The sequence below is a fragment of the Bradyrhizobium sp. USDA 10063 genome (assembly GCF_054063735.1).
Window position 1 is genome coordinate 1,147,654 of record NZ_JBSSGP010000002.1, and the last position, 24,805, is coordinate 1,172,458.

The following is a 24,805-nucleotide window of genomic DNA, read 5'->3' on the forward strand; positions in this document are numbered from 1 at the left end:
CCGCGGTGGTTCTCGCGATCGCCCTCGCGCTGGTCGGGACCGGCCCGGCGCGAGCGTCGGAAAGCTACGCCATCGCGATGCACGGCGCGCCGGCGCTGCCGGCCGATTTCACCCATATGCCCTACGCCAACCCGGATGCGCCCAAGGGCGGCCGGCTGACCTGGGGCATCCTCGGGACGTTCGACAGCCTCAACCCGCTGATCGTTCGCGGCCTGGCCGTGCAGCAGATCAGGGGCTTCGTCGTCGAGAGCCTGCTTGCGCGCGGCAATGACGAGCCGTTCACGCTCTACGGCCTGCTCGCCAAGACGGTCGAGACCGATGATGCGAGAAGCTACGTCACCTTCCATCTCGATCCCCGCGCCCGCTTTTCCGACGGCAAAGCGGTCACCGCCGAGGACGTGCTGTTCTCCTGGGAGCTGTTGCGCGACCACGGCCGTCCCAACCACCGGCAGTATTATGCCAAGGTCGCGAAAGCCGATTCCCCCGACCCGCTCACCGTGCGCTTCGACCTCTCAGGCGCCAATGACCGTGAACTGCCGCTAATCTTGGGACTGATGCCGGTATTGCCGAAACACGCGGTCGATCCCTCAACCTTCGAGGACACCACGATGACGGGGCCGATCGGCTCCGGTCCCTACCGCGTCGGCGCGGTGAAGCCTGGCGCGAGCGTCACGCTGGTGCGCAATCCGGATTATTGGGGCCGCGACCTACCGATAAATCGCGGTCTCTACAATTTCGACGAGATCAGACTCGACTTCTATCGTGAGGCCAATGGCCAGTTCGAAGCCTTCAAGCGCGGCCTCTACGATTTCCGCGTCGAGTCCGAGCCGCTACGCTGGCATGACGGCTATGATTTTCCCGCGGCCCGCAACGGCGAGGTGATCCGCGACACCATCAAGACCGGCATGCCGCAACCGTCCGAATTCCTGGTGTTCAACACCCGCCGTCCGCTGTTTGCAGACGTTCGCGTGCGGAAGGCGCTGACGCTCCTGTTCGATTTCGAATGGATCAACCGCAACTACTTCTTCGGCCTCTATGCCCGTAGCGGCAGTTTCTTCGCCGGCTCCGAACTATCCGCCTATGGCCGCCCCGCCGACGCGCGCGAACGAGAATTGCTGCAGCGGGCGAGCGCGCATATCGCGCCCGACATTCTCGACGGCAGTTATCACCTGCCGGTCAGCGACGGCTCGGGCCGCGATCGCACCGCGCTGCGCAGCGCCCTCGCGCTTCTTTCGGAGGCCGGCTACGAGATCGACGGTACCGTGCTGCGCAACCGCGCGACCAAGGCGCCGTTTGCGTTCGAGATCCTGGTGACGACCCGCGACCAGGAACGGATCGCCCTCGCCTACCAGCGCGACCTCAAGCGTGCCGGCATCGAGGTGCGCGTGCGCGCGGTCGATCCGGTCCAGTTCGACCAGCGCCGGCTCGGCTACGAGTACGACATGATCCAGAACCGCTGGGACCAATCGCTGTCGCCCGGCAACGAGCAATCGTTCTACTGGGGCAGCCAGGCCGCCGATATTCCCGGCACCAGGAATTACATGGGCGCCAAGGATCCCGCGATCGACGCCCTGATCGCCGCGCTCTTGGAGGCGCGGGAGCGCCCCGCATTCGTCTCGGCGGTGCGGGCGCTGGACCGCACGCTGATATCCGGTTTCTACGCAATTCCCCTGTTTAACGTCACGGAGCAATGGATCGCGCGCTGGAATCGGATAGAACGGCCAGAGAGCACTGCTCTGACCGGCTATCTGCCGGAAACCTTATGGCAGAGGCCAGAGCCGCAACCGAAGTAGCCGCAGCCGAACTGATGCAACCGACGCTGAACCCGTGACCCAGTCCGCTTCGCCCACGCTCGATTCCCTGTTCAAGCGCGTGCTGGCGCGCCAGCCGGACGCGCTGGCGCTGGTCGATCCGCTCAACAAGCAGCGCATCACTGGCCAGACTCGCAAGCGCTTGACCTATGCGCAGGCCGACCGCGCGATCTCGGCGATAGCGGCGCATTTCATTGAAGCGGGGTTGCCGGCGAATTCCGTGCTTGCCGTGCAATTGCCGAACACGGTCGAATTCGCGCTGACGGTGCTGGCCGCCCATCGCTGTGGCCTGGTGGTCGCACCGATGCCGCTGCTCTGGCGGCATGCCGAGCTCACCGCCGCACTCAACCGCACTGCGGCGCGGGCGATCGTGACGACGAGCCGGATCGACGGTGTCCTCTATGCCGACTTCGCAATGAACGCGGCCGCCGAGGCGTTCTCGATCCGCCATGTCTGTGGTTTCGGCGACGACCTTCCCGAAGGCATGGCCTCACTCGACCAGGCCATCCTGCGCGAATCCTCGACCACGCGGGCGGTGATCCAGGACGGCCGCAAGGCCTCGCTGATCTCCTTCGATGTGACCGCCGATGGCTTCCGCCCCGTACCGCGCGCCCATTTCGCGCTGATCGCCGGCGGACTTGCGATGTCGCTGGAGAGCGACGTGCCGCAGGGCGCAACCATCATGTCAACTTTCGCCCCGATGTCCTTCGCGGGGCTGGTTTCTTCGCTTGCGGTCTGGCTGCTCACCGGCGGCACCTTGGTGCTGCACCACCCCTTCGACGAAGAGGCGCTGCAGGCCCAAATCAATGACCATGCCTGCGACACGCTGATTGCGCCGGCGCCCCTGGCGCTGCGGCTGGCTGAACTCGACCTCGACGCCAACATGCCGAGCTTGCGCAACGTCATCGGGCTGTGGCGGGCCCCCGAACAGGTTGCCTCCAGCGCGCCCTGGACCGCGCAGCAGGCGACGCTGACGGACGTCTATCTGTTCGGTGAAGCGGGCCTGTTCGGCGCGCGCCGGAGTGCGGGGGACGGCTCGCCCATGCCGATCAAGCCGGGCCCGCATGGCGCGCCGCGGGACGTCCCTGGCTCCTCCATAGCCGGCGAGATCCTGCTGACGCCAACGGGAACGCTGGGCCTGCGCGGGCCGATGGTGCCGGCCGCGGCCTACGCGCCGCCCCAACAGCCGAACGACGCGCTGATCGCCCCGCCGCCCCGCGACTACGTCGATACCGAATATGCAGCGCGGCTCGACCGTTCGACCGGCGCCATCAATATCACCGCGCCGCCGTCCGGCATCATGGCGGTGGGCGGGTACCGCTTTCTCGCCAACGATCTGCAGGAATGGTCGCGTCGGCTCGGCCAGGGCGCGCTGCTCACCGCGCTCCCCGATCGCCTCGCCGGCCATCGCCTAGCCGGGCGCGCCCAGGACAATGCGCGCGCCCGCAACGCCATGACAGAACTCGGCCTCAACCCGTTGATGGTCGAAGCCTTTCGTGATCGGACCGGCGGCGTCTGAGCAGACTTCGCACGCAGCGTTGACGCTGCATTAAGCGGCAACAACTAGCATCGGCCAAAGCTTGCGCCGATCCGAGTTGCCGAATGCCCCAGCAAGGTCCGATCCTGATTGCGTCGACCACGGGTCGGCCAGCCTTTGCGCGCGCGCTCGATGAAGCCAGGCTGTTTCCGGTGGTCGAGACCACATGGGTCGATGCCGCGCGCGCAGTCGCCCAGGTGCAGCCGGCCGCCGTGATCGCCTCTGCTTCGACCGCCGACGAGGCGGGACTGGCCGAATTGGCAGCGGTGGTCGCCCCGCGCCAGCCCTATCTGCCGTTGATCGCCGTCGATCCGGAAGCGGCGTTGCCCGACAATGCCATTCCATTCTTTCACGCCAAGACGCACCCCAACCGCCTGCTCGCGCGTCTGAACGCGGTGCTGCGCATCCGCTCGCTGCATTCGACCGTGATGCGCCGGCTGGTGCCGCCCTCGCCGATCCTGCTTTCCGATATCGATACCAGCCGGGACGCGACCGTGCTCCTGATCGGCCGCGGCGGCGCCTATCCGGCACTCTCGGTCGTGCTCGGCGAACGCTGCGGCGTGGTCGGCGCGCTCAGCATCGAGGCGGCCGCCAAGCATCTCAATTCCCGCGACGTCGACGGCATCGTGCTCGGCGAAGGCTTCACGCTGCGCGTGATCGATGCCTTCCTTACGGTGCTCGCCGAAGACGCCCGCTTCCGCAATCTGCCGGTCGTGGTGACGCCGGACGGCCTCGCCCCGAACTACGAGCTGCCGCATCTCGAGCTGGTTGCGGGCGAGCCGGCCAATGTCGCGGCGATCGCTCTGCCCCTGGTGCGCCAGCACGCGTTCGAGATGCACTTGAGCCGGACGCTGCGCGCCATCGACGCCGAGGGCCTGATCGATGCCCGCACCGGCCTGCTCACCCGCTCCGCCTTCGAGCGTGATTTCGCCACCGCCGTCTATCAGACCATCGAGCACGGCGGCGCGTTGAGCGTGGCGCGATTCGCCTTCGATCCCGCCCATCCCCGCGCGCAGTTCGACGGCGCCCGCATCATCAGCCGCCTGATGCGCCAGATGGACTTTGGTACGGCCCAGGAAGACGGATCGGTCATCGTCGTGTTCGCCGGGGCCGACCTGCGCAACGCCCATGCCATCGCGCGTCGCCTCTCCAGCGTCATGCGCCACACCAGCCACGGCAAGCGCGATATGCGCACCGAGCCCAGCGTGAGCGTCGCAACGCTGCTGCCGAACGACACTGCTACATCGCTGATCGTGCGGCTGCATGACGAGGCACATCGCGCGGCGTCGTAACTCTGCATAGGGATGGTGTCGGCTCCCTTTGGAGGCAGAGCCGAGTTAATCTTACTGCGTCATGATTTTTCTGCGCGTGCGTGATGCGGCGAGGGCGCCGCAACAAGGGCATCGTGTGATCGTTTTGCTGAGGGCACGGCTCAGCCGCACGCGCATGGTTGCAATCGAGTTCGGGACGTGGCGTTCAGGCCGCAAGGGCAGATCCTCTGGGTCGATAGTTGTCGGGTAAGGGAGGGACCTGGACTGGCGAGGCGGAACGAGGTCCTGAGGGGGGAATCGTCGCCTGTTCGGCGATGAGGAAGCCGTAGGCCGCGATACACAGGGTTGCGTGATGATGGAAGCCACGCCAGCCGCGCCCTTCGTAGTGACCGAGTCCGACCTCCTGCTTGAGCTCCTGATAGTCGCGCTCGATGCGCCAGCGCAGCTTGGCCAGATCGACGAGCTGCGTGAAGCTGACGTTCTCCGGCAGCGTGGAGAGCCAGTATTTGGTCGGCTCGGCTTCGCCCTCCGGCCATTCGATCAACAGCCACTCAGGCGACAGCTTCTCGGGGATCAGCTTGTTGTACCCGACGCGGACACGCACACGGGCGAAGCGCGAGGATAGCTGGTCGGCCGAGCCTTCCCGCCACGTCACCGTGCGCCAAGCCTGCTTCGGTAGACCGAGTGCCACTTTTTTGGCCGAGACCAGTTCGGGCTCGTCGCGGCGGCCGGTGTTGTTCATCGGCTTGTCCATCCGCCGTGGGCCGCTGCCAGGGGCCCACATCAAGATGGTCGGCACGATGCCGACCACGTAAGGCACACCCAATTCCGTCATGCCTGCACGCAGCCGCGCGTCCCTGCCGTAGGCCGCATCCATCAACGCGACGCCGCGTGGCAGGCCGCTCTCGCAGGCCCCGCGGATTTGCTCCAGCGCGATCTGCGGCTTGGTCTTGAACTTGATCTGTTTCGGCACGCCTGCCTTCTTCCGCCGGGCACGATCCTTCGTCCAGGCTTCCGGCAAGTACAGCCGATAGGCCACCGGAAGGCTGGCGGCATGATTGGCAACCGACAGCGACACCGCCACCTGGCAATTGGCCTGCTTGCCGAGCTGCCCGCAATATTGGTGGTGCACGCCGACCGAATGCTTGCCTTGCTTGGGGAACGAGGTGTCATCGATGATCCACGCCTCGATCGGTCCGCTCTTCTCGATCGCCGGCAGCACCATCTCGCGCACCTTCGCCAGCACGTCCTCATCCGACCATGCCGCGTTGGCGACAAAATGCAGCAACGACTGGTGCTGTGCCGCCGTGCGCGCTGGAGCCGTCCGCGCCGCCATCGGCTCAACGCTCTTGCGTTCCCCAGGCAGCATCAGGCCCGTGCAATAGTCGCGCAGCGGTCTCGTCCGCTCCACGTGACCGATCACGCTTCCAAGACCGGCTACATACTCCGCAAACCGCGTTTCGCTATCGCCACCCTGATCGAGATTCATCTGGCCCTCCGCGCCAAATATTGAATCTCCTCAATTACTTGATTCTCAGCCTCAATGACTGCGACCGTCTGACTCAGTACGATTAATGCTCGCTACAAGTATTACGGCTCGTGGACCCGGACCGGGCACTGCGCCGCCGCGGCCAGGGAACATCAAGGCAGGAATTCAGCAGCGATAGCTGTCTCCACCTACTGTAGGTATCTAGACGCTAGTTTTGCTGCCTGGGTTTGATGCTCATCGAGTTCAGCAGCGTTGCGATCGCGATCATCGCAACGATGCCACCGAGACTCAGCGCTATCTGCATCGCAAGCCCGTCCGAGATCTCGAGCAGCGCCAAGTGGCTGGCGAACGCCAGCAGAACGCCGAGACAATAGATCGGCAATGAGTTCTGGCCACAGTGGATCGAGCCGCGCATCACCGGCGTGCATAGCCATTGCCAATCGCGAGGCACGAACCACGCCGCCAAGACCGCCAGGGCCAGGAAATGCAGCAGTCGCAATGGATCGAGGTTCGATTTGTCCAACGAGTAAAGCGGCTGCGCGAGCACCTGCGGGATCAGTGCTTCCAGCGGTTTGATGCGCCAGCTCAAGGCGACGACTAAGCTGAGGAGCAGATACAGGGCGGCAAGCACGAGCGCCGTGCGTGACGTCACCCACGTCTGATTTCTCCTGCCTTCGATCATCCACCACGCACCAAGCACAACCAGCAACTGCCAAGCGAGCGGATTGAAGGCCCAATGGCCGTTCGGCCAAGCCGGGACGGTCCAGCCGAAGACATGCACCAGCACGTAGAGCACCAGGGACGCGCCGAGCGTCACGTTGGGCACTCGTAGCAGCAGCCACAGCAACGGCACGAACAAGAGATGAAGCAGCACGAAGATCGGCAACACGTCGGTATTGACCGGACGGTATTGCAGGATCGCGGCGTGGGCGAGCGTGACGCCCGGATGGTCCAACAAGATGCGTGTATTGCTGTCGTCGGCAAGACGGCCGCCGCCTGCGAGGTGAACCAGGATGGCGCAAGCGAGCGTAAGCAGCAGAAACGCGACATAAATGTCCCAGCTTCGCCGCAGCGTCCGGCTGATCGCTCCGGTCCAGCCCTCGCAGTTCAATGCTTTGCCGTAGGCCAGCGCGCAGGTTACGCCCGAGACGAACATGAACACTTCCGCGGCATCGCTGAAGCCGTAGTTCCGCAGCGTCAGCCAACTTCCAATGTTGTCGGGGACATGGTCAAGAAAGATCCACCACAGTGCGAAGCCTCGACAGGCATCAATCCGCAGGTCGCGGCCCTGCCCTTTCAGCTCACGCAGCTCGCCGACCAATGGCTTGGAGGTGGGAAGCCGATCGCGCATCTGATTTACCTCAAGCCAGCAAAATGAACCTATCGCCGGAGTCACTGCTGTGAGCTGGTTCACCTCCAAAAGACTTATTTTGCGCTGTCGCCTGTGATCAATCTGCGCGCCAACGTTGAGCTCTACCAGCTTCGCACGCGTACAGTTGAGAGAGATGAAGACCGCTCGTCGTCGGCGGTTGACGAAGTCGGCCCTGCGTCCGCTGGTTTGCTCCCAGAAGCTGAAAGAAACGACAGCTCGCCAGCCAGTTGTTTCGCGGTCTCGCAAGCGGCAAGCATGGCAGCAATCGATTTGCACAACGCCTTCGCCGCCGTCAGTCTCTGACGGTTGAGCATCGGACGGATCAATCAAGCTGATCGTTGGTATCGTGAGGGAATAAGTCTTGGCAATGAACTTCATGCAAGCCGCACGTAACGGCGCTGGGGCCCAGCCATCCAGGAACGGATCCTTGAACGCCGGCTTTTCACGTGGCGATCGCGATCATTCTCGCTCGCAACACACACTTGCTTGTGGGTACCGGCGATTTGGCCGCGTGCCGAAATGCTCTCACACGATGCGTGCTGCTCAAGTCCCTGGGTCCAAGTCGTTTCCAGTGCAGACGGAGTCCTTCTCACCCGCGTCAACAGCCATCGTATATACGTTGCCGTTCTGACAGCCAACGCTCCAGTAATCGGGCCCTGATTCGAGGCCGCCCTGATACGAAGCGCGGACAACAAGATTGCAAGTCTGCTTCTTACCCTTCAGAACGAGGGTCCAGAAAGTGAGACGCTTTGCCTGATCCAGCGCAAGTATCCTCATCGTTGTCTGGTTGGCGGCATGAGCCGTTTCGAAATGCACGGGAGGCCTGATCTGGGATCGTACGGCGGTCGATGTCGTGGCGTCCGCCTGCTTCAAATGCAAATCAACGTCCATCGCAAACCAACCAACCAGCCACAAGCTCGCGGCAGCAACTATAAAAAGAATAGGTAATCGCTTCTTCGACATGCCTCTCCCTCCCGGGGTTCGAGACATTTGGCAGCCATCGCCGCGTCGCGAGGCGGCAAAAATCTCAGCTACGACCTCGCGAAGCCAATGGCTGCATCCATTATATGCTGGGCCCGCAAACTCGATGAGCACCTCACCGAGGCGGTCGCAACAACGGGCGAATTCAGGCAGACGCACTGACGTGTCGCAAAGGTCAAGGTGAGGCTGACTAAAACCTTGAGACCGGGTCAGCTCGGTTCAAATATTGCGTGTCACTCCGTCGGTGCCAATATATCGTACCGCGATAAGTGAACAGGCCTCTAATATCCGACGCCAACTCAGCCACAGGTGATCAGCTTGATAAATTAAGAATGATAAGATCAGCGGCAAAGTTCAGTTCACGAATTATGAACCCGCGGAGGTTTAGCAGCGAGCGCTGATACCCCACAATGTGGAGGCTTCGATATCGCTCTCGTTGATCTCGCGTGTGCGCCTCCAGTCTAGCTGTACACAGCCACCCCTCCGCATCCGATCAGGACCGCGGCGGCACGTTTGCGAACAGCGGACCCAATCCTTCCGCGATGGTGAGATGAGCGATGACGGCATCACGCAGCCTTGGGTACGGCAACCCCGCAAGCATTGCAGCCTGGATGACGGCCATGACCTCGCCGGCTTCGGAACCGATCATTGAAAAGCCGAGGATACGGTCGTCGTTCGCGCTGACGACCACCTTCATGAATCCGTCGGTCTCGTCGGTTGCCTCCGTGCGCAGGACATTGCTCATCGGCAGCTTCGCGACACGCGCAGGGATGCCTCGCCGCTTGGCCTCTTGCTCGGAGAGGCCGACACGGGCGAGCGGCGGATCGGTGAACACGACATAGGGAATGAGGCGATCGTCGGTTCTGCGGCTGCCGCCGGCCATGTTGTCCCTTACAATTCTGAAGTCATCGACCGAGACATGCGTGAACTGGGGGCTGCCGCAGCATTCGCCGATGGCCCAGACACCGGGCGCCGTCGTTTGCAGACGCTCGTTGACACGAACGAAGCCGCGGGCATCGAGTTCTATTCCGGCCTCGTCGAGCCCGATGCCGGCGGTATTGGCGACCCGGCCAACCGCCACGAGCAAGTCGCTGCCTTTGATCTTCTCTTCGCCCCCAGCAGTACGTACGCTCACCGATACTGCATCGCCGGAAACACCCTGGACACCGACAGGTTTGGCGTCCAGCAATACATCAATCCCCTCGCCGCTTAGAATGCGCTGAATCTCTTCGGCAGCGTCGGCATCTTCCCGTCCCATGAGCTGGCGACCCGGCTCGACGATCGTCACGCGGCTGCCGAACCGACGGAAGCCCTGCGCCATCTCGACACCGACGTATCCGCCTCCGAGCACGATCAAATGCGATGGCACATGGTCGAGCTCGAGCGCTTCGATATGAGTGAGCGCATGCGCCGCCTTGAGACCGGCAATATCTGGAACGGCTGCGTGCGTGCCAACATTAATGACAACCTCGTTTCCGGCGAGCAAGCGCGTGCCCCCGTCGTTCAACGCGACCTGAAGGGTCTTTGGACCCACGAAGCGGCCGCTGCCCATGATGAGTTCTGCGCCGCTCTCCTTGTAGGCGTTCAGGTGCAATGCGATCTCGCGATCGACCATGTCCTGCTTGCGAGCGCGTACCTTGCCCATATCGGTCTTGACGGCATCCGTCAGTGACCCGAACTGCGCAGCGTTGCGGACGATGTGGGCGACCCGCGCGCTCCAGAGCTCGTTCTTGGATGGAAGACAGGCGACTGCTGGGCAGGAACCGCCGACCCAGCGGCGCTCAACCACGGCGACTTTCTTGCCGGAACGGCCGAGATGCCATGCGAGCTGCTTTCCGCCCTGACCGCTGCCGAGGATGACAATGTCGAACTGTTCAGCCTGAGACATGGACAATCTCCGTGTTGTCTCCGAAACGGACCCTTGCTTTCGGGGACATAGGATTGCGCCAGAGATGCCACCGCTACGCGCCGCAGATCGTGATCGCGCACACCGCGCCGCAGTTCGCCGATCTGCCGCCGCTCTGGAAGCTCGGTCTCAACGCCTGCAGCAGTCAGGCTCAGCCGTGAGCGTTGTCGTCGTCGCTAGAGCACATTCGGTTCTGATTGAATCAGAACCGAAGCTCTAGTCGCTCGAAAACGCTCTAGTAGCACCGCGTGATGTTGACGGTCTGCTCTCCGCCGCCACGCCCAGGGACCGTCACGCTCTCCGAGGGGCAGCTCGAGACATAGGGTCGATCGGACGGTGCGACCATCGGCGGATATCGATGGGCCCAGTCCCAGGGAACGTCATAGGTATAGGTGTTGCGGAAGTCGCCCGAGACCGATTGCGATTGCGGAATGCCGGCGATGGCTTCGCTGGCCGGTGGCGCATAGAAGTCACCTACTGTGCCCGGCCAGAAGCCGCCGACAAAGCCTCTCCGGTGGGGCCGGAACGAGGGGCCGACGTGCCCACGCGCGACCGGCGGCGCCGAAGCAACGCCCGCGCGCGCTGCTCCTCCCGACCTTGCGGATGCATCGTTCGCAGCGAACAGGAGCGCCGCGGCGCCGACAGACGCGATCAACGCGCCATGGATTCGATAGCTCATGATACGCACCAACTCGCCGGTTACGGAGCCGCACTCGGCGCAGGCTAGGCCATGCGCTTTCGTGCCGGCAAACGCATACTTAACTGGTAGTTAAGCAGTAAGATTAACAGGGCGCCATTGCCTCAAAACATCGGGATCGGCGGCTCGTGTGTGACCGGCATCCCGTAAACAAGAAGGCGAGCTTACGCCGCCTTCTTGTTCTCGGCGAGATTGGCAAGTTGCCGCAGGATTTCCGTTGTCCCTGCAAGCCGTTCTTCCGGAGTCTTCCACTCCTGGAAGAACACGACTTTCATGTCGGGCCGCACCTTCGCGGCCTGGCCATGCTGGCGGATGAAGGCGACCAGGCGGTCGGGCTGGGCAAAGGCATTGTCCCGGAACGAGATCACGGCGCCCTTCGGACCGGCATCGACCTTCTCGACATTGGCGCGGCGGCAATAGGCCTTGATCGTGGCGACCTTGAAGAGGTAGCGCACCTCGTCCGGCAGCACCCCGAAGCGGTCGCGCATCTCGGCCGCGAAATTGTCGATCTCCTCCTCGGTGTCGAGGTCGGCGAGCCGGCGGTACAGCGACAGCCGCACCGCGAGATCGTTGACGTAATCCTCCGGAATCAGCACGGGCATGCCGATCGTGATCTGCGGCGACCAGCGGTCGGCGGCGGGTTCGGCAACGCCGGCCTTGAGGTTGACGATCGCCTCCTCCAGCATCGATTGATAGAGCTCGAAGCCGACTTCCTTGATGTGGCCGGATTGCTCCTCGCCCAGAAGATTGCCGGCGCCGCGGATGTCGAGGTCGTGGGACGCGAGCTGGAAGCCCGCACCGAGCGTTTCCAGCGATTGCAGCACCTTCAGTCGGCGCTCCGCCTGCGGCGTGATCTTCTGCTGCGCCGGCAGCGTGAACAGCGCGTACGCACGCAGCTTCGAGCGCCCGACCCGGCCGCGGAGCTGATAGAGCTGGGCGAGACCGAACATGTCGGCGCGGTGCACGATCAGCGTGTTGGCGTTGGGGATATCGAGTCCCGACTCCACGATCGTGGTCGACAGCAGGATATCGTACTTGCCGTCGTAGAACGCGGACATGATGTCCTCGATCACGGTCGGCGGCATCTGGCCGTGCGCCACCGCGACCTTCATCTCCGGCACGTTCTTGTCGAGGAAGTCCTTGACGCCGGCGAGATCCTCGATCCGCGGCACCACGTAAAACGCCTGTCCGCCGCGATAGCGCTCGCGCAAGAGCGCCTCGCGGATCATCAAGGGATCATGCGGCGCGACGAAGGTGCGCACCGCGAGCCGGTCGACCGGGGGCGAGGCAATGATCGAGAGCTCGCGCACGCCGGTCAACGCCAGTTGCAGCGTGCGCGGAATCGGCGTCGCGGAGAGCGTCAGCACATGCACCTGCGCCCGGAGCTGCTTCAGCCGCTCCTTGTGGCCGACGCCGAAATGCTGCTCCTCGTCGACAATGAGAAGGCCGAGATCCTTGAACTTGATCGACTTGCCGAGCAGCGCATGCGTGCCGACGACGACATCGACGCTGCCGTCGGTGAGCCCCTTCTTGACCTGCGTCAGCTCCTTCGCCGGGATCAGCCGCGAGGCCTGCGCGACATTGACCGGGAAGCCGCGGAAGCGCTCGGCAAAAGTCTTGCTGTGCTGGCGCGCCAGCAGCGTGGTCGGCACCACGACCGCAACCTGCTTGCCGTCGAGCGCGACGGCAAACGCCGCGCGCAGCGCCACTTCCGTCTTGCCGAAGCCGACGTCGCCGCAGATCAGCCGGTCCATCGGGCGGCCGCTCTCGAGGTCCTTCAGCGTCGAGGTGATCGCGCCAAGCTGGTCCTCGGTCTCCTCATAGGGGAAGCGCGCGCAGAACTCGTCATAGACATGCGGCTGCACCGGCATCTTCGGCGCTTCGTGCAGCATCCGCTCGGCCGCGATCTTGATCAGCTCGCCCGCGATCTCGCGGATGCGGTTCTTGAGTTTCGCCTTGCGCGCCTGCCAGCCGGTGCCGCCGAGGCGATCGAGTTCGACATTGGCGCCGTCGGAGCCGTAGCGCGACAACAGCTCGATGTTCTCGACCGGCAGGAACAGTTTTGTTTCCGCCGCATAATGCAGTTCGAGACAGTCATGCGGCGCGCCGGAGACTTCCAGCGTCTGCAGCCCGATAAAGCGGCCGATGCCGTGCTCGACATGCACGACGAGATCGCCGGCCGACAGGCTCGTGGCCTCCGAGATGAAATTGTCGAGCTTGCGGTGCGCCTTGCGCGGCCGCACCAGGCGGTCGCCCAGGATATCCTGCTCGCTGATGACGGCGACGTCGTCGGTCTCGAAGCCGCTTTCCATGCCGAGCACGGCGAGCATCGCTTCGTTGCGCGGCGTCGCCTGCACCATGCGCCAGGTGTTGACGTTGGTGAGATTGTGGAGCTTGTGGTCCTGCAGCATCGAGCCCATGCGGTCGCGCGAACCCTCGCTCCACAACGCGATCACAACTTTCTTGCGCTGCGCCTGCAGGGCCTGCACATGGGCGACGACGGCCTGGAACACGTTGACTGACGTGTCGGTGCGTTCCGGCGCGAAGTTGCGGCCCTGCCGCGCGCCGGCGTCGAACACCTCGGCGCTGCCTTCGGGCACGGCGAACGGTGTCAGCCGCGCCAGCGCGCCATCGGCGAGGCGCTGCGTCCATTCCGCGTCGGTCAGATACAGCCGGTCCGGCGGCAAGGGCTTGTAGATCGCGCCGCCACCGGGATGCTCCATCGCCTCGCGACGCGCGTCGTAGTAATCGACGATCTGCTTGAAGCGTTCGCGCGCGGCATCCTCGCCCTGCGGCTCGATCGCGATTGGTGCGTCATCGAGATAGTCGAACAGCGTATCCATCCGCTCCTGGAACAGCGGCAGCCAGTGCTCCATGCCGGGATGGCGGCGCCCTTCGGTGACGGCTTCATAGAGCGCGTCATCGCGCTCCGGCGCACCGAACGCGGCGACATAGCCCATTCGGAAGCGGCGGATGGTTTCCGTGGTGAGCTGGAATTCCGAGACCGGAACGAGATCGAGCCCGCGCATGTCCAGGAGCGTGCGCTGGGTCTCGGCATCGAAGGTGCGGATCGACTCCAGCGAGTCGCCGAAGAAATCGAAGCGCACCGGCTGGTCCAGCCCGGCCGGAAACAAATCGAGGATACCGCCGCGCACCGCATATTCGCCGGGCTCGCGCACGGTGGAGGAGCGTGTGTAGCCATTGTGCTCGAGCCAGGCGACGATCGAATCCATCGGCACGACGTGGCCCGGCGCGACCGACAGCGCCTGCGCCGCCACCACCTCGCGCGCCGGCACCCGCTGCACGATCGCGTTCACGGTGGTCAGCACGATCAGCGGCTTGTCGCTGCCGGCGAGCCGCGACAATCGCGCCAGTGTGGTCAGGCGTTGCGCCAGGATGCCGCCATGCGGCGAGACACGGTCATAGGGCTGGCAGTCCCATGCCGGGAACTGCATCACGGCAAGATCGGGCGCGAAGAATTCCAGCGCGCGGGCGAGCTGCTGCATCCGCGGCCCGTCGCGGCACACCACGGCAAGGCTGACCGCCGGCCGCGTCGGCTTCGCCGCGATCGCGCGCGCGAGATCGGCGATAACCAGCCCCTCGGCACCCTCGGCGACATTGGCAAAGGTCACCGCGCGCCCGGGGGCCAGCAACGCGGCAGGCGATTTGACTTGCTGCTTCATGCGTCGTGTTCCACCGCGCGAAACGTCTTCATGCGGGCAAACAGCGTGCCCGCGCCCTCAAGCGGCCTGTCGCCGGTCAGCGCGGCATAGAGGTCGGGATCGGGCACCTCGAGCAGGTGCTCCAGTTCGGACAATTCGGCGTCCGACAGATTGCCGATTTCGGCGTCCGCGAAGCGGCCGAGGATGAGATCCATCTCGCGGGTGCCACGATGCCAGCAGCGAAACAAAAGCCGCTTGCGGCGGTCGTCGAGCCCGCCGCTCGACCGTGTCGTTCCCGTCATGTCGCCAAATCCATCCAAACGCCAAAAGCCCGGACGTGCCGGGCGGGGGTGATATAGCGACTGACATGACCAATGTCAGCCCTTCTTGTTCCGGATTTATCAACTGTTGCGTCATCGCCGGGCTTGACGGCACACGGCTGCCTGATGACGGATGCTGCCATGCGCCCTGCTCTGCTCAATCCCCTGTTTGCGCCGGTCACGAGCCTGTCGGGCGTCGGGCCGAAGCAGGACAAGCTGCTCCGCTATCTGCTCGACCGCAGCGAGACGCCGCGGCTGGTTGATCTCCTGCTGCATCTGCCCGCAAGCGTGATCGACCGCCGCGCGCGGCCGAAGATCCGCGACGCGGTTCCGGGCACGGTGGTGACGCTTGAGGTTACGATCGACCGCCATCGCCCGCCCCCGCCGCGCAATTCGCGCGCGCCTTATCTCGTCTATGCCAGCGACGACACCGGCGATGTGGTGCTCACCTTCTTCCGCGCCCAGCCGAACTATGTCGAGAAGCTGCTGCCGGTCGGCGCCAAGCGCTACGTCTCCGGCACCCTGCAGATGTACGACGGCATCCCCCAGATCGTGCATCCCGATCGCGTCGTCGATGAAGAAGGCTTTGCAAAACTCTCCGGCATCGATCCGGTCTATCCGCTGACCGAGGGCCTTGCGATCGGTTCGCTCCGCCGCGCCATCGCGCAGGCGTTGCAGAAACTCCCCTCACTGCCGGAGTGGATCAGCCCAGAGGTGCTGCGCCGCTGCAGCTTTCCGCCGATCGGGCAAGCGCTGCAGCGCGTCCATGTGCCGGTCGAACTCACGGACATCCTGCCTGACGGTCCGTTCTGGTCCCGCCTTGCCTTCGACGAGCTGCTCGCCGGCCAATTGGCGCTGGCGCTGATCCGCGCCCAGCTCCGCCGCCCCGCCGGCGACCGCAATGCCGGCGACGGCCATCTGCGCAACAGGATCATCGATGCGCTGCCCTATGCGCTCACCGCATCGCAGCGCGCCGCGATGGCGGCGATCGCGGACGATCTGCGCCAGCCCGTGCGGATGCTGCGCCTGCTGCAGGGCGACGTCGGGTCCGGCAAGACGGTCGTGGCGCTGCTCGCGGCCGCAGCCGTCGCCGAGGTCGGCAAGCAGGCCGCGTTGATGGCGCCGACCGAAATCCTGGCGCGGCAGCACATCAAGACCATCGCCCCGCTCGCCGAGCGCTCAGGTCTTCGTGTCGCCATTCTCACCGGCCGCGAAAAGGGCAAGGAGCGGCGCGAACTGCTCGCCCGGCTCGCGGCCGGCGAGATCGACCTGTTGGTCGGCACCCATGCGCTGATCCAGGACGACGTGATCTTCAAGTCGCTGGCGCTTGCGATCGTCGATGAGCAGCATCGCTTCGGCGTGCGCGAGCGGCTGGCGCTGACATCGAAAGGTGAAGCCGTCGATGTGCTGGTGCTCAGCGCCACGCCGATCCCGCGCACGCTGGTGCTCACTTATTTCGGCGACATGGACATCTCCGAATTGCGCGAGAAACCGGCCGGCCGCCAGCCGATCGATACCCGTGCGGTACCCGCAAGCCGCATCAGCGATGTGGTCGACGCCGTCGGCCGCGCGCTGAAGGCGGGCAAGCTGGTCTACTGGATCTGTCCGCTGGTGGAGGAATCCGAAGCCGAAGGCACCGAACACCTCACCAACGCGACCAAGCGGTTCGAGAGGCTGCAGAAGCGTTTCGGGGACCGCGTCGGCCTCGTCCATGGCCAGATGAAGGGTGCGGAGAAGGACGCGGTGATGGCGCAGTTCGCCGCGCATGAGATCACGCTCCTGGTCGCCACCACGGTGGTCGAAGTCGGCGTCGACGTGCCGGCCGCGACCATCATGGTGATCGAGAACGCCGAGCGCTTTGGACTTGCGCAATTGCATCAGCTTCGCGGCCGGATCGGGCGCGGCTCGGAAGCGTCCACCTGCCTGCTGCTCTATCAAGAGCCGCTCGGCGAGATCGCAAAGGCGCGGCTGAAAGTGATCCGCGAAACCACCGACGGATTCCGCATCGCCGAGGAAGACCTGAAGCTGCGCGGCGAAGGCGACGTGCTCGGCATCCGCCAGAGCGGCCTCCCCGGCTACCGCATCGCGCGGCCCGAGGTGCACGGCCAGCTCATCGCCCAGGCCCGCGAGGAAGCGCTGCGCATCATGAAGGACAATCCGAAACTGAAAGGCGAACGCGGCGAAGCCTTGCGCTGCCTGCTCTATCTGTTCGAACGCGACGAAGCGATTCCGCTGATCGGCGCGGGGTAAGTCGTCATTGCGAGCGCAGCGAAGCAATCCATCGTCACCGCACGTGCGGAGGGCTATGGATTGCTTCGCTTTCGCTCGCAATGACGGTGTTGATGGCAGCGGGATCGCGTATCCCCCAATCGCCGTCATTGCGAGCAACGCGAAGCAATCCATGCCTCCACGCTCACGAAAGCAAATGGATCGCTTCGCCGCTATCGCGGCTCGCAATGACGGTGTAAGGTTGCGTTGTGGGGGGCCGGACCGATGAAACAACCGTGCGTGTACATTGTCGCAAGCAAGCGTCACTGAACGCTTTACACAGGCGTAACATCTTATCTACCTAGGAGAGCCTTCGAACATCGCGAAGGGCTCGTAAAGGGCTTCACGGCGAAATACGGCTGCAAGGTGCTGGTCTGGTACGAGCCCCACGATACCATGCTCGACGCCATCGCCCGCGAAAAGCAGATCAAGGCCGGCAGCCGTGCGAAGAAAATCGCCCTGATCGAAGCCCTGAATCCGGACTGGAAGGACTTGTACAACACGTTAATCTGAATTGACTCGGCTTCCGCTCGGTCATTGCGAGCGCAGCGAAGCAATCCATCTCTCGACCCGCGGAAAACATGGATTGCTTCGTCGCTGTCGCTCCTCGCAATGACGGCGGTAGATCTTACGCCTTCTGCTCCTTGCAGCTCTCGGCAAACGCTTTCAGCTTCGCAACATCCGTCCCCGCGCCGTTGGCGTCAGCGGCGATATGCTCGAACAGCCTGGCGAATCCCTCATAGGCGAGACTGGCGGGATGGTCACGACCGAGGAAGGCCGCGATCTCGCGCATCTCGGCGACCCAGCGATACGCCTTCGGCACCATGTCCGGTAGCGCGACCCCAAGCCGCGCCAGCACATGCGGCTGGCTCAGTGCCAGTTCGTCGCGCAACGCGCCCGCGGCACCCGCGCGCGTGGCCGCCAGCACCATCGCGGCGCCAACGGCCGTCAGCCCCTTGTTGATGCCGGCATACGACATCTTCAGCGCCGAAGCCGCACCGACCGGCCCTTCGATGATGCGCAAGTCGAGGCCGAGCTGCTTGAGAATGGCGAGGTCCTGCGCATGCTCGCCCGAGACATAGAACGCCGGCCCGGCCGAGCCTGGTTTCGGCGGCAGGCCGATGATGGCGCCATCGACGAAGCGCGCGCCGGAAGCAGCGATGATTTCGCCGACTTTCTGCACCGTCTCGACATTGACGGCGTTGCAATCGACGACTACGGGCATCGTCCGGAATTTCACGATATTGGCGGCGAGCTGCTCGGCCAGCGCGATTGCCTCTCCGGGAGGCACGATCGAAAGAATAATGTCGGCGCTGGCGATATCGGCATCGTCGGCCGCCACCATACCGGCGGCAGCCGCCCGTTTCGCGCTCGCTTCGCTCCGGCCACGGAGCGAGGTGAGGACGCGCGCCCCATGCTCGGCGAGACGTTGCGCCACCGCGCTGCCCATGGCGCCCGGCGCGAGGATCGCGATCGTATTGGACATGATGGATCCTGAAGGTTTTGCGAGACCGCACTTGTAGAACGATCCGGAAGCGAACACGAGTTCGCCTCACCTTCAAAATCGGGAGAGCCCCTATTCCACTTTCGCAGGCGTGGGCTTGGGCTGCAGCGAGGAAGCGGAATTGGCGATGCGGGCCGCATTCGCCACCCCGGCAAGCGCGGCCATGCGCTTTGCATCGCCGTTGCCCGGCTGCACGACGCCTGCGGACATGATCAATGTCGCGGCGTCCTCGGCGCTCAGTTCGACCTCGATGATCTTGCTCTTCGGCACGTAGAAGAAGAATCCGGTGGTCGGGTTCGGCGAGCATGGCAGGAACACCGAGATGTGCTCCTCCTGCCCGGGGAGGCTCGCCGCGATGTTCGCGCTCGGGGATTGCGAGATCAGGACGATCGACCACATGCCCGGCGAGGGAAATTCGACCAGGCCGACGCGGCGGAAGCTCGATCCATTGCCCGAGAACAGCGTCTCGAACACCTGCTTCAGCCCGCGATAGATCGCGCGCACGGCCGGAATCCGCCCAAGCAGCCGCTCGCCGAGATCGACCAGCGTCCGCCCGATCAGGTTGGCAGTGAGGAAGCCGAGCAGCGTCAGCGCGATCACCGCGACCACCAGCCCGGAACCGGGCACGCCGAACGGCAGGTAGGTTTCGGGGCGATAGGCCGAAGGCACGAACGGCCGCACCAGGCCGTCGACCCAGGTCACGAACCACCAGGTCAGATAGAGCGTGATCGCCACCGGCCCCGTGACGATCAGCCCGGTCAAGAAATAGTTTCGGAAGCGGGCCATCAGGCCGCGCGGGCCGTCTGGCGAGTGTTCGTCCGGGGGCGGGATCGGAGACGGTTTGTCGGGTTTCATCGCGGTTCCAGGTCGCAAAGGCGCAGCCAGAATCTGCCAGCTAAGCCATCCTAGCAGGTTTTTGAAGGGCCAACGTAATCCCGGCGGTTGCGGCTATTCGACCGTAACTGACTTGGCGAGGTTGCGCGGCTGGTCGACGTCGGTGCCCATGACCACGGCGGTATGATAGGCGAGGAGTTGCACCGGAATGGCATAGACTATCGGCGTAAAGGCCGCCGCCATGTCCGGTAGCACGATCGTGACCAGGGAATCGACGGTCGCCTCCGCTGCCCCCTTGGCGTCGGTCATCAGGATGATGCTGCCACCGCGAGCCGCCACTTCCTGCATGTTGGAGACGGTCTTCTCGAACACCTTGTCGAACGGCGCGATCACCACGACCGGCACGTTCTCGTCGATCAGCGCGATCGGGCCGTGCTTGAGCTCGCCGGCGGCATAGCCCTCGGCGTGGATGTAGGAGATTTCCTTCAGCTTGAGCGCGCCCTCGAGCGCGAGCGGATAACTGGTGCCGCGGCCGAGATAGAGCACATCGCGCGACTTGGAGATCTCGCGCGCGAGCTTCTCGATCTGCGGCTCCGTGGTCAGCGCCGCCGCGATCAATCGGGGAATTTCGATGAGGCCATGCACGAGCCTGGCTTCGTCCGCATCGGACAGTTCGCCGCGCGCCTTGCCGGCGGCGACCGCGAGCGACGCCAGCACCATGAGCTGGCAGGTGAAGGCCTTGGTCGAGGCGACGCCGATCTCGGGGCCCGCCAGCGTCTGCAGCACGGTCTCGCTCTCGCGCGCGATCGTCGAGGTCGGCACGTTCACCACCGAAACCGTATGCGCGCCCTGCTCTTTCGCGTAACGCAATGCAGCCAGCGTGTCGGCGGTCTCGCCGGATTGCGAGATGAAGATCGCAAGGTCCCCCTTGCGCAAGGGCGCTTCGCGGTAGCGGAATTCGGATGCGATATCGATCTCGACCGGCAGGCGCGAGAACCGCTCCAGCCAGTATTTCCCGACATAGCCCGCATAGTTCGCGGTGCCGCAGGCGGTGATCGAGACGCGCTGAATATCGTTGAAATCGAACGGCAGCTTGACCGGCAATATGACCCGCTCGGTCGCCATGTCGACATAGCGGGCGAGCGTGTGGCCGACCACTTCCGGCTGCTCGTGGATCTCCTTGGCCATGAAGTGCCGGTAGTTCGCCTTGTCGACCAGGAATGCCGATGCGCCGGATTTCAGCACGTCGCGATTGGCGACCGCGCCATGCTCGTCGTAGATCACGCCGACCTCGCGCGACAGCACCACCCAGTCGCCATCCTCGAGATAGCTGATCGTATCCGTGAACGGCGCCAGCGCGATCGCATCCGATCCCAGATACATCTCGCCATCGCCATGCCCGACAGCGAGCGGCGAGCCCTTGCGGGCGCCGATCAGGAGATCATTGTGGCCCTTGAACAGGAACGCGAGCGCGAACGCGCCGCGGAGTTGCGGCAACGACGCCTTCACGGCTTCCTGCGGCGAATGGCCCTTCAGGAGGTAGGAATTGACGAGATGGGCGACGACCTCGGTGTCGGTTTCGCTGGAGAATTTCGCGCCCTGCCTCTCGAGCTCCAGGCGCAGCTCACGAAAATTCTCGATGATGCCGTTGTGGACGACAGCGACATTCTCCGTCGCATGCGGATGCGCATTGCCCTCGGTTGGCCGGCCATGCGTCGCCCAGCGCGTATGGCCGATGCCGGTGTGGCCATCGAGCGGCTCGGCGCGCAACCGCGCTTCCAGGTTCTTCAGCTTTCCTTCCGCACGCCGCCGCACCAGATGGTCGCCCTCCAGCGTGGCGACGCCCGCGGAGTCGTAGCCGCGATATTCGAGCCGCTTGAGCGAGTCCACCAGCAGCTCTGCGACCGGTGCCTGTCCGAGAATTCCGATAATGCCGCACATGCGGATGAAAATCCCCAAATCGCCGAAAATTTGCCAAACCGACGACACGCTCCCTTAACGGGAAACGCGGGCAGCAACAAACTCAATAATTATTGCGGATTGAGACAGTGTTAAAGAGGAGATTAACGGGGGCGCAAGAACCTAACACCCTTCTTCCGTTCTCGCCATAAACCATCGTGTCATTCCGGGGCGATGCGATAGCATCGAGCCCGGAATCCATTTCTCCACCTGTACTTGCGGCACAATGGATTCCGGGCTCGCGCTACGCGCGCCCCGGAATGACGGCGGGTGTGCTGGACGATGACAGTAGAGAGCTGTTTGACAACGACGTCAGCTTCCCTTCGCGGCCTTCGCTTTCATCTTCATCTCGCGATAGCGCGCAGCACCGCCTTCGCGGACGCTCTGCGGGCTGCGCTCGACGGCCATCGCATCGTCGGGCACGTCCTTGGTGATGACGGAGCCTGAGCCGATATAGGCGCCGGCGCCGATCTTCACGGGCGCGACCAGCGAGGAATTGGTGCCGATGAAGGCGCCCTTGCCGATCAGGGTCTTGTGCTTGAGGAAGCCGTCATAATTGCAGGTGATGGTGCCGGCCCCGAGATTGGAGTTGGCGCCGACATGGGCGTCGCCGACGTAAGAGAGATGGTTGACCTTGACGCCCTCCTCCAGGATCGCGGCCTTGGTCTCCACGAAATTGCCGATCCGCGAGCCGTCACCGAGCGAGGTGCCGGGCCGCAGCCGCGCATAGGGACCGATCGAGACCTTCTTGCCGATCGTGGCCTCGACGATATGCGAGAAGGAGTGGATCACCGCGCCATCGCCGATGCTCACGCCGGAGCCGATCACCACGAAAGGCTCGATGGTGACGTCGCGGCCGAATTTGGTGTCGGCGGCGAGATAGACGGTCTCCGGCGCGATCAGCGTCACGCCCGCCTCCATCGCAGCCTTGCGCAACCGCGCCTGCAGCACCGCTTCGGCTTCCGCAAGCTGCGCCTTGGTGTTGATGCCGCGCACTTCGTCTTCGCTGGTCTCGATCACGACGGCCTCCAATCCTTTTTCGCGCACGATGGCGACAGCATCGGTCAGGTAGTATTCGCCCTTGGCGTTGGCATTGCCGATCGCATCGAGGATGCCGAGCGCCTTACGCCCGTCGAACGCCATCACGCCGGCATTGCACAGCGTGATCTTGCGCTCCTCCGCGCTGGCATCGGCCTGCTCGCGGATCGCAACAAGCTTGCCGTTCTCGACCACCAGCCGGCCGTAGCCGGTGGGATCGGCGGCGCGGAAGCCGAGGACGGCGAGCGTCGCGCCGTTCTTCAGCGGCTCCCGCAGGCGCTTGAAGGTTTCCGCCGAGATCAGCGGCGTGTCGCCGAACGCGATCAGGAGATCGTCGGCGCCATCGGCGACCGCCTCGCGCGCCGCCAGTACCGCGTGCGCGGTGCCGAGCCGCTCGCGCTGCACAAAAATTTTGGCATCGGGACGTACGCGCCGTGCCTCATCCATAACCGCCTGGTGGTCCGGTCCCACTACGACCGAGAGGAACGAGCCTGTGCCGGCGGTCGCGGCATAGAGCACGTGCGACAGCAGCGACTGGCCGGCGACGGGGTGCAGGACCTTCGGCAGCGAGGATCGCATGCGCGTGCCCTCGCCGGCCGCGAGCACCACCGTCAGGCTGGATCGAGCAATCATCAAGAGTCCTCAAACATCGTGCGCCGGTCGCGCCAAGCCGTCTTAATTGGTTTCCCAGGGAGAAGAAACCTACTCGCCTCCTGTGACGGTACAGGTTCCACCCGCATTTCCTGTTAATCTTTACGGCGTGATTCGGCGGGCCTTGAGGAGGGCCAAAGGGGTTTTGGCCAAAGATCCTGACAATCTGGCTGGCGATCTCGGCGCGGAAAGCACCGGCGGTTTGTTCACAGGTCTCCTTGCCGAGGAAGACGAATTCGACCGCCGTACGCTGTGGCGCCTCGGCTCCTGGGGTTTTGCCGCGGTCGGCGCCGTCACGCTGGCGGTCCTCGCCAGCCAGTCCTCGCTCGGGTGGCGGCGTGACCAGGTTGCCGCCGCGGAGGTGGCGCGGCAGGCGCAGCAGATCCAGATGCTCACGAAGGAGAGCCAGAACGAAGCGCGGCGGCTTGCGTCCGCGATCGAGACGCTCAACTCCGACCGCGACCGGCTCTACGCCCGGGTCACCGTGCTGGAGCAAGGACTGGATTCCGTTACCGGCGCGATCGCGAAGCAAAGCACGGCGACCACGCCGCAGCCCGCTCCCTTGCCATCTCCGGCGCCGGTGCAAGAGCCGGCGGCGCAGCCTGCCCCGGTTGTGGCCCCAGTCGCGGCAACGGCCCCCGCTCCAACTGCGTCTGAGAAACCCGCCGCTGAAAAGCCCCCGGTGACGGCGTCGGACAAACCACCAGTCGCGGCAAGCGAGAAGCCGCCCGCGGAGAAACCGCCGGTCGCTGCTGCCGACACGGCGCCGGCCGCCGCCCCAGCAGGCAGTGCGGACCTCGCCAACGCCGCAGTAGCGGCACTGCCCGCGATGCCGCTCGTCGCCGCGAAGTCGATGATCGGGCCGCCCGATCCGGCCGCGAGCAAGCCGGTCGAGGCGGCCAAGCCAGCAGCCGCCGTCACCGCCAGCCCCATGCCGGAGGTCGTCGCCGCCGCACCTGTCACCACCGACGGGGAGAAGGCGAAAGAAGACGCCAGCGTGCCGAAAGCCGAGGTGCAGCGCACCGAATTCGGCGTCGATCTCGGCACCGCCAATTCGGTGCCGGGGTTGCGCGCGCTGTGGCGGGGCCTGTTGAAATCGCGCTCGAATGCGCCGCTGTTCAACCTGCGCCCGATCATCGTCATCAAGGAAGGCACCAACGGGCTCGGCATGCAGCTTCGCCTGGTCGCCGGGCCGCTGCGCGACGCCGGCGCCGCGGCGAAGATCTGCGCGGTGCTCGCCGAGAACGGCCGCGCCTGCGAAACCGCGGTTTTCGATGGCCAGCGCCTGACGCTCAAGGACGAGCCACCGCCGACCGCCACAGCACCCAACAAGCCCGCACCACGCCGGCACGCGGCGCCGAAACGGGCGGCAGCGCCAGTCGTGGTCGAAGAGCCGCCGAAGAAGCCGGAGCCGCCACCTTCCGCAGTGTCGGCGATCACCTCGCTGTTCGGCCGGAAGGAGCAATAATGGCGTGACCGCAGGACATTGCGGCCACATTTTCACC

General features: G+C 64.5%; 17 protein-coding genes and 1 pseudogene. 7 read left to right on the forward strand and 11 right to left on the reverse strand.

Going from position 1 to position 24,805, the window contains the following annotated elements; all coding sequences use genetic code 11:
* Positions 1-5: 5 nt before the first annotated feature.
* The 3 genes from ACVJGD_RS07345 to ACVJGD_RS07355 all read left to right on the forward strand — a co-directional run bounded on the left by ACVJGD_RS07345 (position 6) and on the right by ACVJGD_RS07355 (position 4,640).
* Positions 6-1,793: an extracellular solute-binding protein gene (locus ACVJGD_RS07345; RefSeq protein WP_456633724.1), complete on the forward strand. Its 1,788-nt coding sequence runs from the start codon at positions 6-8 to the stop codon at positions 1,791-1,793.
* Between the two features lie 34 nt (positions 1,794-1,827).
* The gene (locus tag ACVJGD_RS07350) at positions 1,828-3,330 is read left to right on the forward strand and encodes an AMP-binding protein (RefSeq protein WP_456633725.1); all 1,503 of its coding nucleotides are present in this window, start codon (positions 1,828-1,830) and stop codon (positions 3,328-3,330) included.
* 83 nt (positions 3,331-3,413) lie between these two features.
* Positions 3,414-4,640: a GGDEF domain-containing protein gene (locus ACVJGD_RS07355; RefSeq protein ID WP_456633726.1), complete on the forward strand. Its 1,227-nt coding sequence runs from the start codon at positions 3,414-3,416 to the stop codon at positions 4,638-4,640.
* 184 nt (positions 4,641-4,824) lie between these two features.
* On the opposite strand, the gene ACVJGD_RS07360 is transcribed toward ACVJGD_RS07355, so the two are convergent.
* The 4 genes from ACVJGD_RS07360 to ACVJGD_RS07375 form a co-directional block, all read right to left on the reverse strand.
* On the reverse strand, positions 4,825-6,108 hold the full coding sequence (locus tag ACVJGD_RS07360) for an IS701 family transposase (RefSeq protein ID WP_456633191.1): 1,284 nt from the start codon (positions 6,106-6,108) through the stop codon (positions 4,825-4,827).
* A gap of 208 nt (positions 6,109-6,316) precedes the next feature.
* Positions 6,317-7,459: an OpgC domain-containing protein gene (locus ACVJGD_RS07365; protein ID WP_456633727.1), complete on the reverse strand. Its 1,143-nt coding sequence runs from the start codon at positions 7,457-7,459 to the stop codon at positions 6,317-6,319.
* Positions 7,460-8,023: 564 nt separating this feature from the next.
* Positions 8,024-8,443, reverse strand: coding sequence for a hypothetical protein (locus ACVJGD_RS07370; RefSeq protein ID WP_456633728.1), 420 nt, complete (start codon positions 8,441-8,443; stop codon positions 8,024-8,026).
* Positions 8,444-8,954: 511 nt separating this feature from the next.
* On the reverse strand, positions 8,955-10,349 hold the full coding sequence (locus tag ACVJGD_RS07375; RefSeq protein ID WP_456633729.1) for a mercuric reductase: 1,395 nt from the start codon (positions 10,347-10,349) through the stop codon (positions 8,955-8,957).
* Positions 10,350-10,402: 53 nt separating this feature from the next.
* Between ACVJGD_RS07375 and ACVJGD_RS07380 the strand changes: the two genes are divergently transcribed.
* Positions 10,403-10,528 carry a hypothetical protein gene (locus tag ACVJGD_RS07380; protein ID WP_456633730.1) on the forward strand — a complete coding sequence of 42 codons (126 nt, stop codon included), beginning with the start codon at positions 10,403-10,405 and terminating at the stop codon, positions 10,526-10,528.
* Between the two features lie 74 nt (positions 10,529-10,602).
* Here ACVJGD_RS07380 and ACVJGD_RS07385 read toward each other — a convergent pair whose 3' ends face one another.
* From ACVJGD_RS07385 to ACVJGD_RS07395, 3 genes are all read right to left on the reverse strand, one after another.
* Positions 10,603-11,046: a hypothetical protein gene (locus tag ACVJGD_RS07385; protein WP_456633731.1), complete on the reverse strand. Its 444-nt coding sequence runs from the start codon at positions 11,044-11,046 to the stop codon at positions 10,603-10,605.
* Between the two features lie 182 nt (positions 11,047-11,228).
* Positions 11,229-14,747: a transcription-repair coupling factor gene (mfd, locus tag ACVJGD_RS07390; RefSeq protein ID WP_456633732.1), complete on the reverse strand. Its 3,519-nt coding sequence runs from the start codon at positions 14,745-14,747 to the stop codon at positions 11,229-11,231.
* Complete coding sequence (locus tag ACVJGD_RS07395; protein WP_456633733.1) at positions 14,744-15,028, reverse strand: FAD assembly factor SdhE; 285 nt, start codon at positions 15,026-15,028, stop codon at positions 14,744-14,746. The genes mfd and ACVJGD_RS07395 overlap by 4 nt, the downstream gene beginning before the upstream one ends.
* A 159-nt stretch (positions 15,029-15,187) precedes the next feature.
* Here ACVJGD_RS07395 and recG point away from each other — a divergent pair, with 159 nt between their 5' ends.
* Complete coding sequence (gene recG, locus ACVJGD_RS07400; RefSeq protein ID WP_456633734.1) at positions 15,188-17,296, forward strand: ATP-dependent DNA helicase RecG; 2,109 nt, start codon at positions 15,188-15,190, stop codon at positions 17,294-17,296.
* A 243-nt stretch (positions 17,297-17,539) separates the two neighbouring features.
* Positions 17,540-17,827 (forward strand): annotated as a pseudogene (locus tag ACVJGD_RS07405) (GIY-YIG nuclease family protein).
* A 115-nt stretch (positions 17,828-17,942) separates the two neighbouring features.
* Here ACVJGD_RS07405 and ACVJGD_RS07410 read toward each other — a convergent pair.
* The 4 genes from ACVJGD_RS07410 to glmU all read right to left on the reverse strand — a co-directional run bounded on the left by ACVJGD_RS07410 (position 17,943) and on the right by glmU (position 23,282).
* The gene (locus tag ACVJGD_RS07410; RefSeq protein ID WP_456633735.1) at positions 17,943-18,800 is read right to left on the reverse strand and encodes a DUF1932 domain-containing protein; all 858 of its coding nucleotides are present in this window, start codon (positions 18,798-18,800) and stop codon (positions 17,943-17,945) included.
* Between the two features lie 90 nt (positions 18,801-18,890).
* Positions 18,891-19,673, reverse strand: a complete 783-nt coding sequence (locus ACVJGD_RS07415; protein ID WP_456633736.1) for a DUF502 domain-containing protein — start codon at positions 19,671-19,673, stop codon at positions 18,891-18,893.
* A 93-nt stretch (positions 19,674-19,766) separates the two neighbouring features.
* Positions 19,767-21,593 (reverse strand): glutamine--fructose-6-phosphate transaminase (isomerizing), encoded by a 1,827-nt coding sequence (gene glmS, locus ACVJGD_RS07420; RefSeq protein ID WP_456633737.1) that lies wholly within the window; start codon positions 21,591-21,593, stop codon positions 19,767-19,769.
* A 330-nt stretch (positions 21,594-21,923) separates the two neighbouring features.
* Entirely contained in the window at positions 21,924-23,282 is a 1,359-nt protein-coding gene (glmU, locus tag ACVJGD_RS07425) for a bifunctional UDP-N-acetylglucosamine diphosphorylase/glucosamine-1-phosphate N-acetyltransferase GlmU (RefSeq protein ID WP_456633738.1), read from the reverse strand.
* Positions 23,283-23,445: 163 nt separating this feature from the next.
* Here glmU and ACVJGD_RS07430 point away from each other — a divergent pair, with 163 nt between their 5' ends.
* Complete coding sequence (locus tag ACVJGD_RS07430; RefSeq protein ID WP_456633739.1) at positions 23,446-24,768, forward strand: hypothetical protein; 1,323 nt, start codon at positions 23,446-23,448, stop codon at positions 24,766-24,768.
* Positions 24,769-24,805 lie beyond the last annotated feature (37 nt).

Bases quoted from the DNA above. Each gene is read 5' to 3' on its own strand.
- recG (WP_456633734.1), top strand. From the start codon at position 15,188: ATGCGCCCTGCTCTGCTCAATCCCCTGTTTGCGCCGGTCACGAGCCTG.
- ACVJGD_RS07385 (WP_456633731.1), bottom strand. From the start codon at position 11,046: ATGAGCTATCGAATCCATGGCGCGTTGATCGCGTCTGTCGGCGCCGCG.
- ACVJGD_RS07415 (WP_456633736.1), bottom strand. From the start codon at position 19,673: ATGAAACCCGACAAACCGTCTCCGATCCCGCCCCCGGACGAACACTCG.
- ACVJGD_RS07360 (WP_456633191.1), bottom strand. From the start codon at position 6,108: ATGAATCTCGATCAGGGTGGCGATAGCGAAACGCGGTTTGCGGAGTAT.
- ACVJGD_RS07355 (WP_456633726.1), top strand. From the start codon at position 3,414: ATGCCCCAGCAAGGTCCGATCCTGATTGCGTCGACCACGGGTCGGCCA.
- mfd (WP_456633732.1), bottom strand. From the start codon at position 14,747: ATGAAGCAGCAAGTCAAATCGCCTGCCGCGTTGCTGGCCCCCGGGCGC.
- ACVJGD_RS07375 (WP_456633729.1), bottom strand. From the start codon at position 10,349: ATGTCTCAGGCTGAACAGTTCGACATTGTCATCCTCGGCAGCGGTCAG.
- ACVJGD_RS07370 (WP_456633728.1), bottom strand. From the start codon at position 8,443: ATGTCGAAGAAGCGATTACCTATTCTTTTTATAGTTGCTGCCGCGAGC.
- ACVJGD_RS07395 (WP_456633733.1), bottom strand. From the start codon at position 15,028: ATGACGGGAACGACACGGTCGAGCGGCGGGCTCGACGACCGCCGCAAG.
- glmU (WP_456633738.1), bottom strand. From the start codon at position 23,282: ATGATTGCTCGATCCAGCCTGACGGTGGTGCTCGCGGCCGGCGAGGGC.
- glmS (WP_456633737.1), bottom strand. From the start codon at position 21,593: ATGTGCGGCATTATCGGAATTCTCGGACAGGCACCGGTCGCAGAGCTG.
- ACVJGD_RS07365 (WP_456633727.1), bottom strand. From the start codon at position 7,459: ATGCGCGATCGGCTTCCCACCTCCAAGCCATTGGTCGGCGAGCTGCGT.
- ACVJGD_RS07410 (WP_456633735.1), bottom strand. From the start codon at position 18,800: ATGTCCAATACGATCGCGATCCTCGCGCCGGGCGCCATGGGCAGCGCG.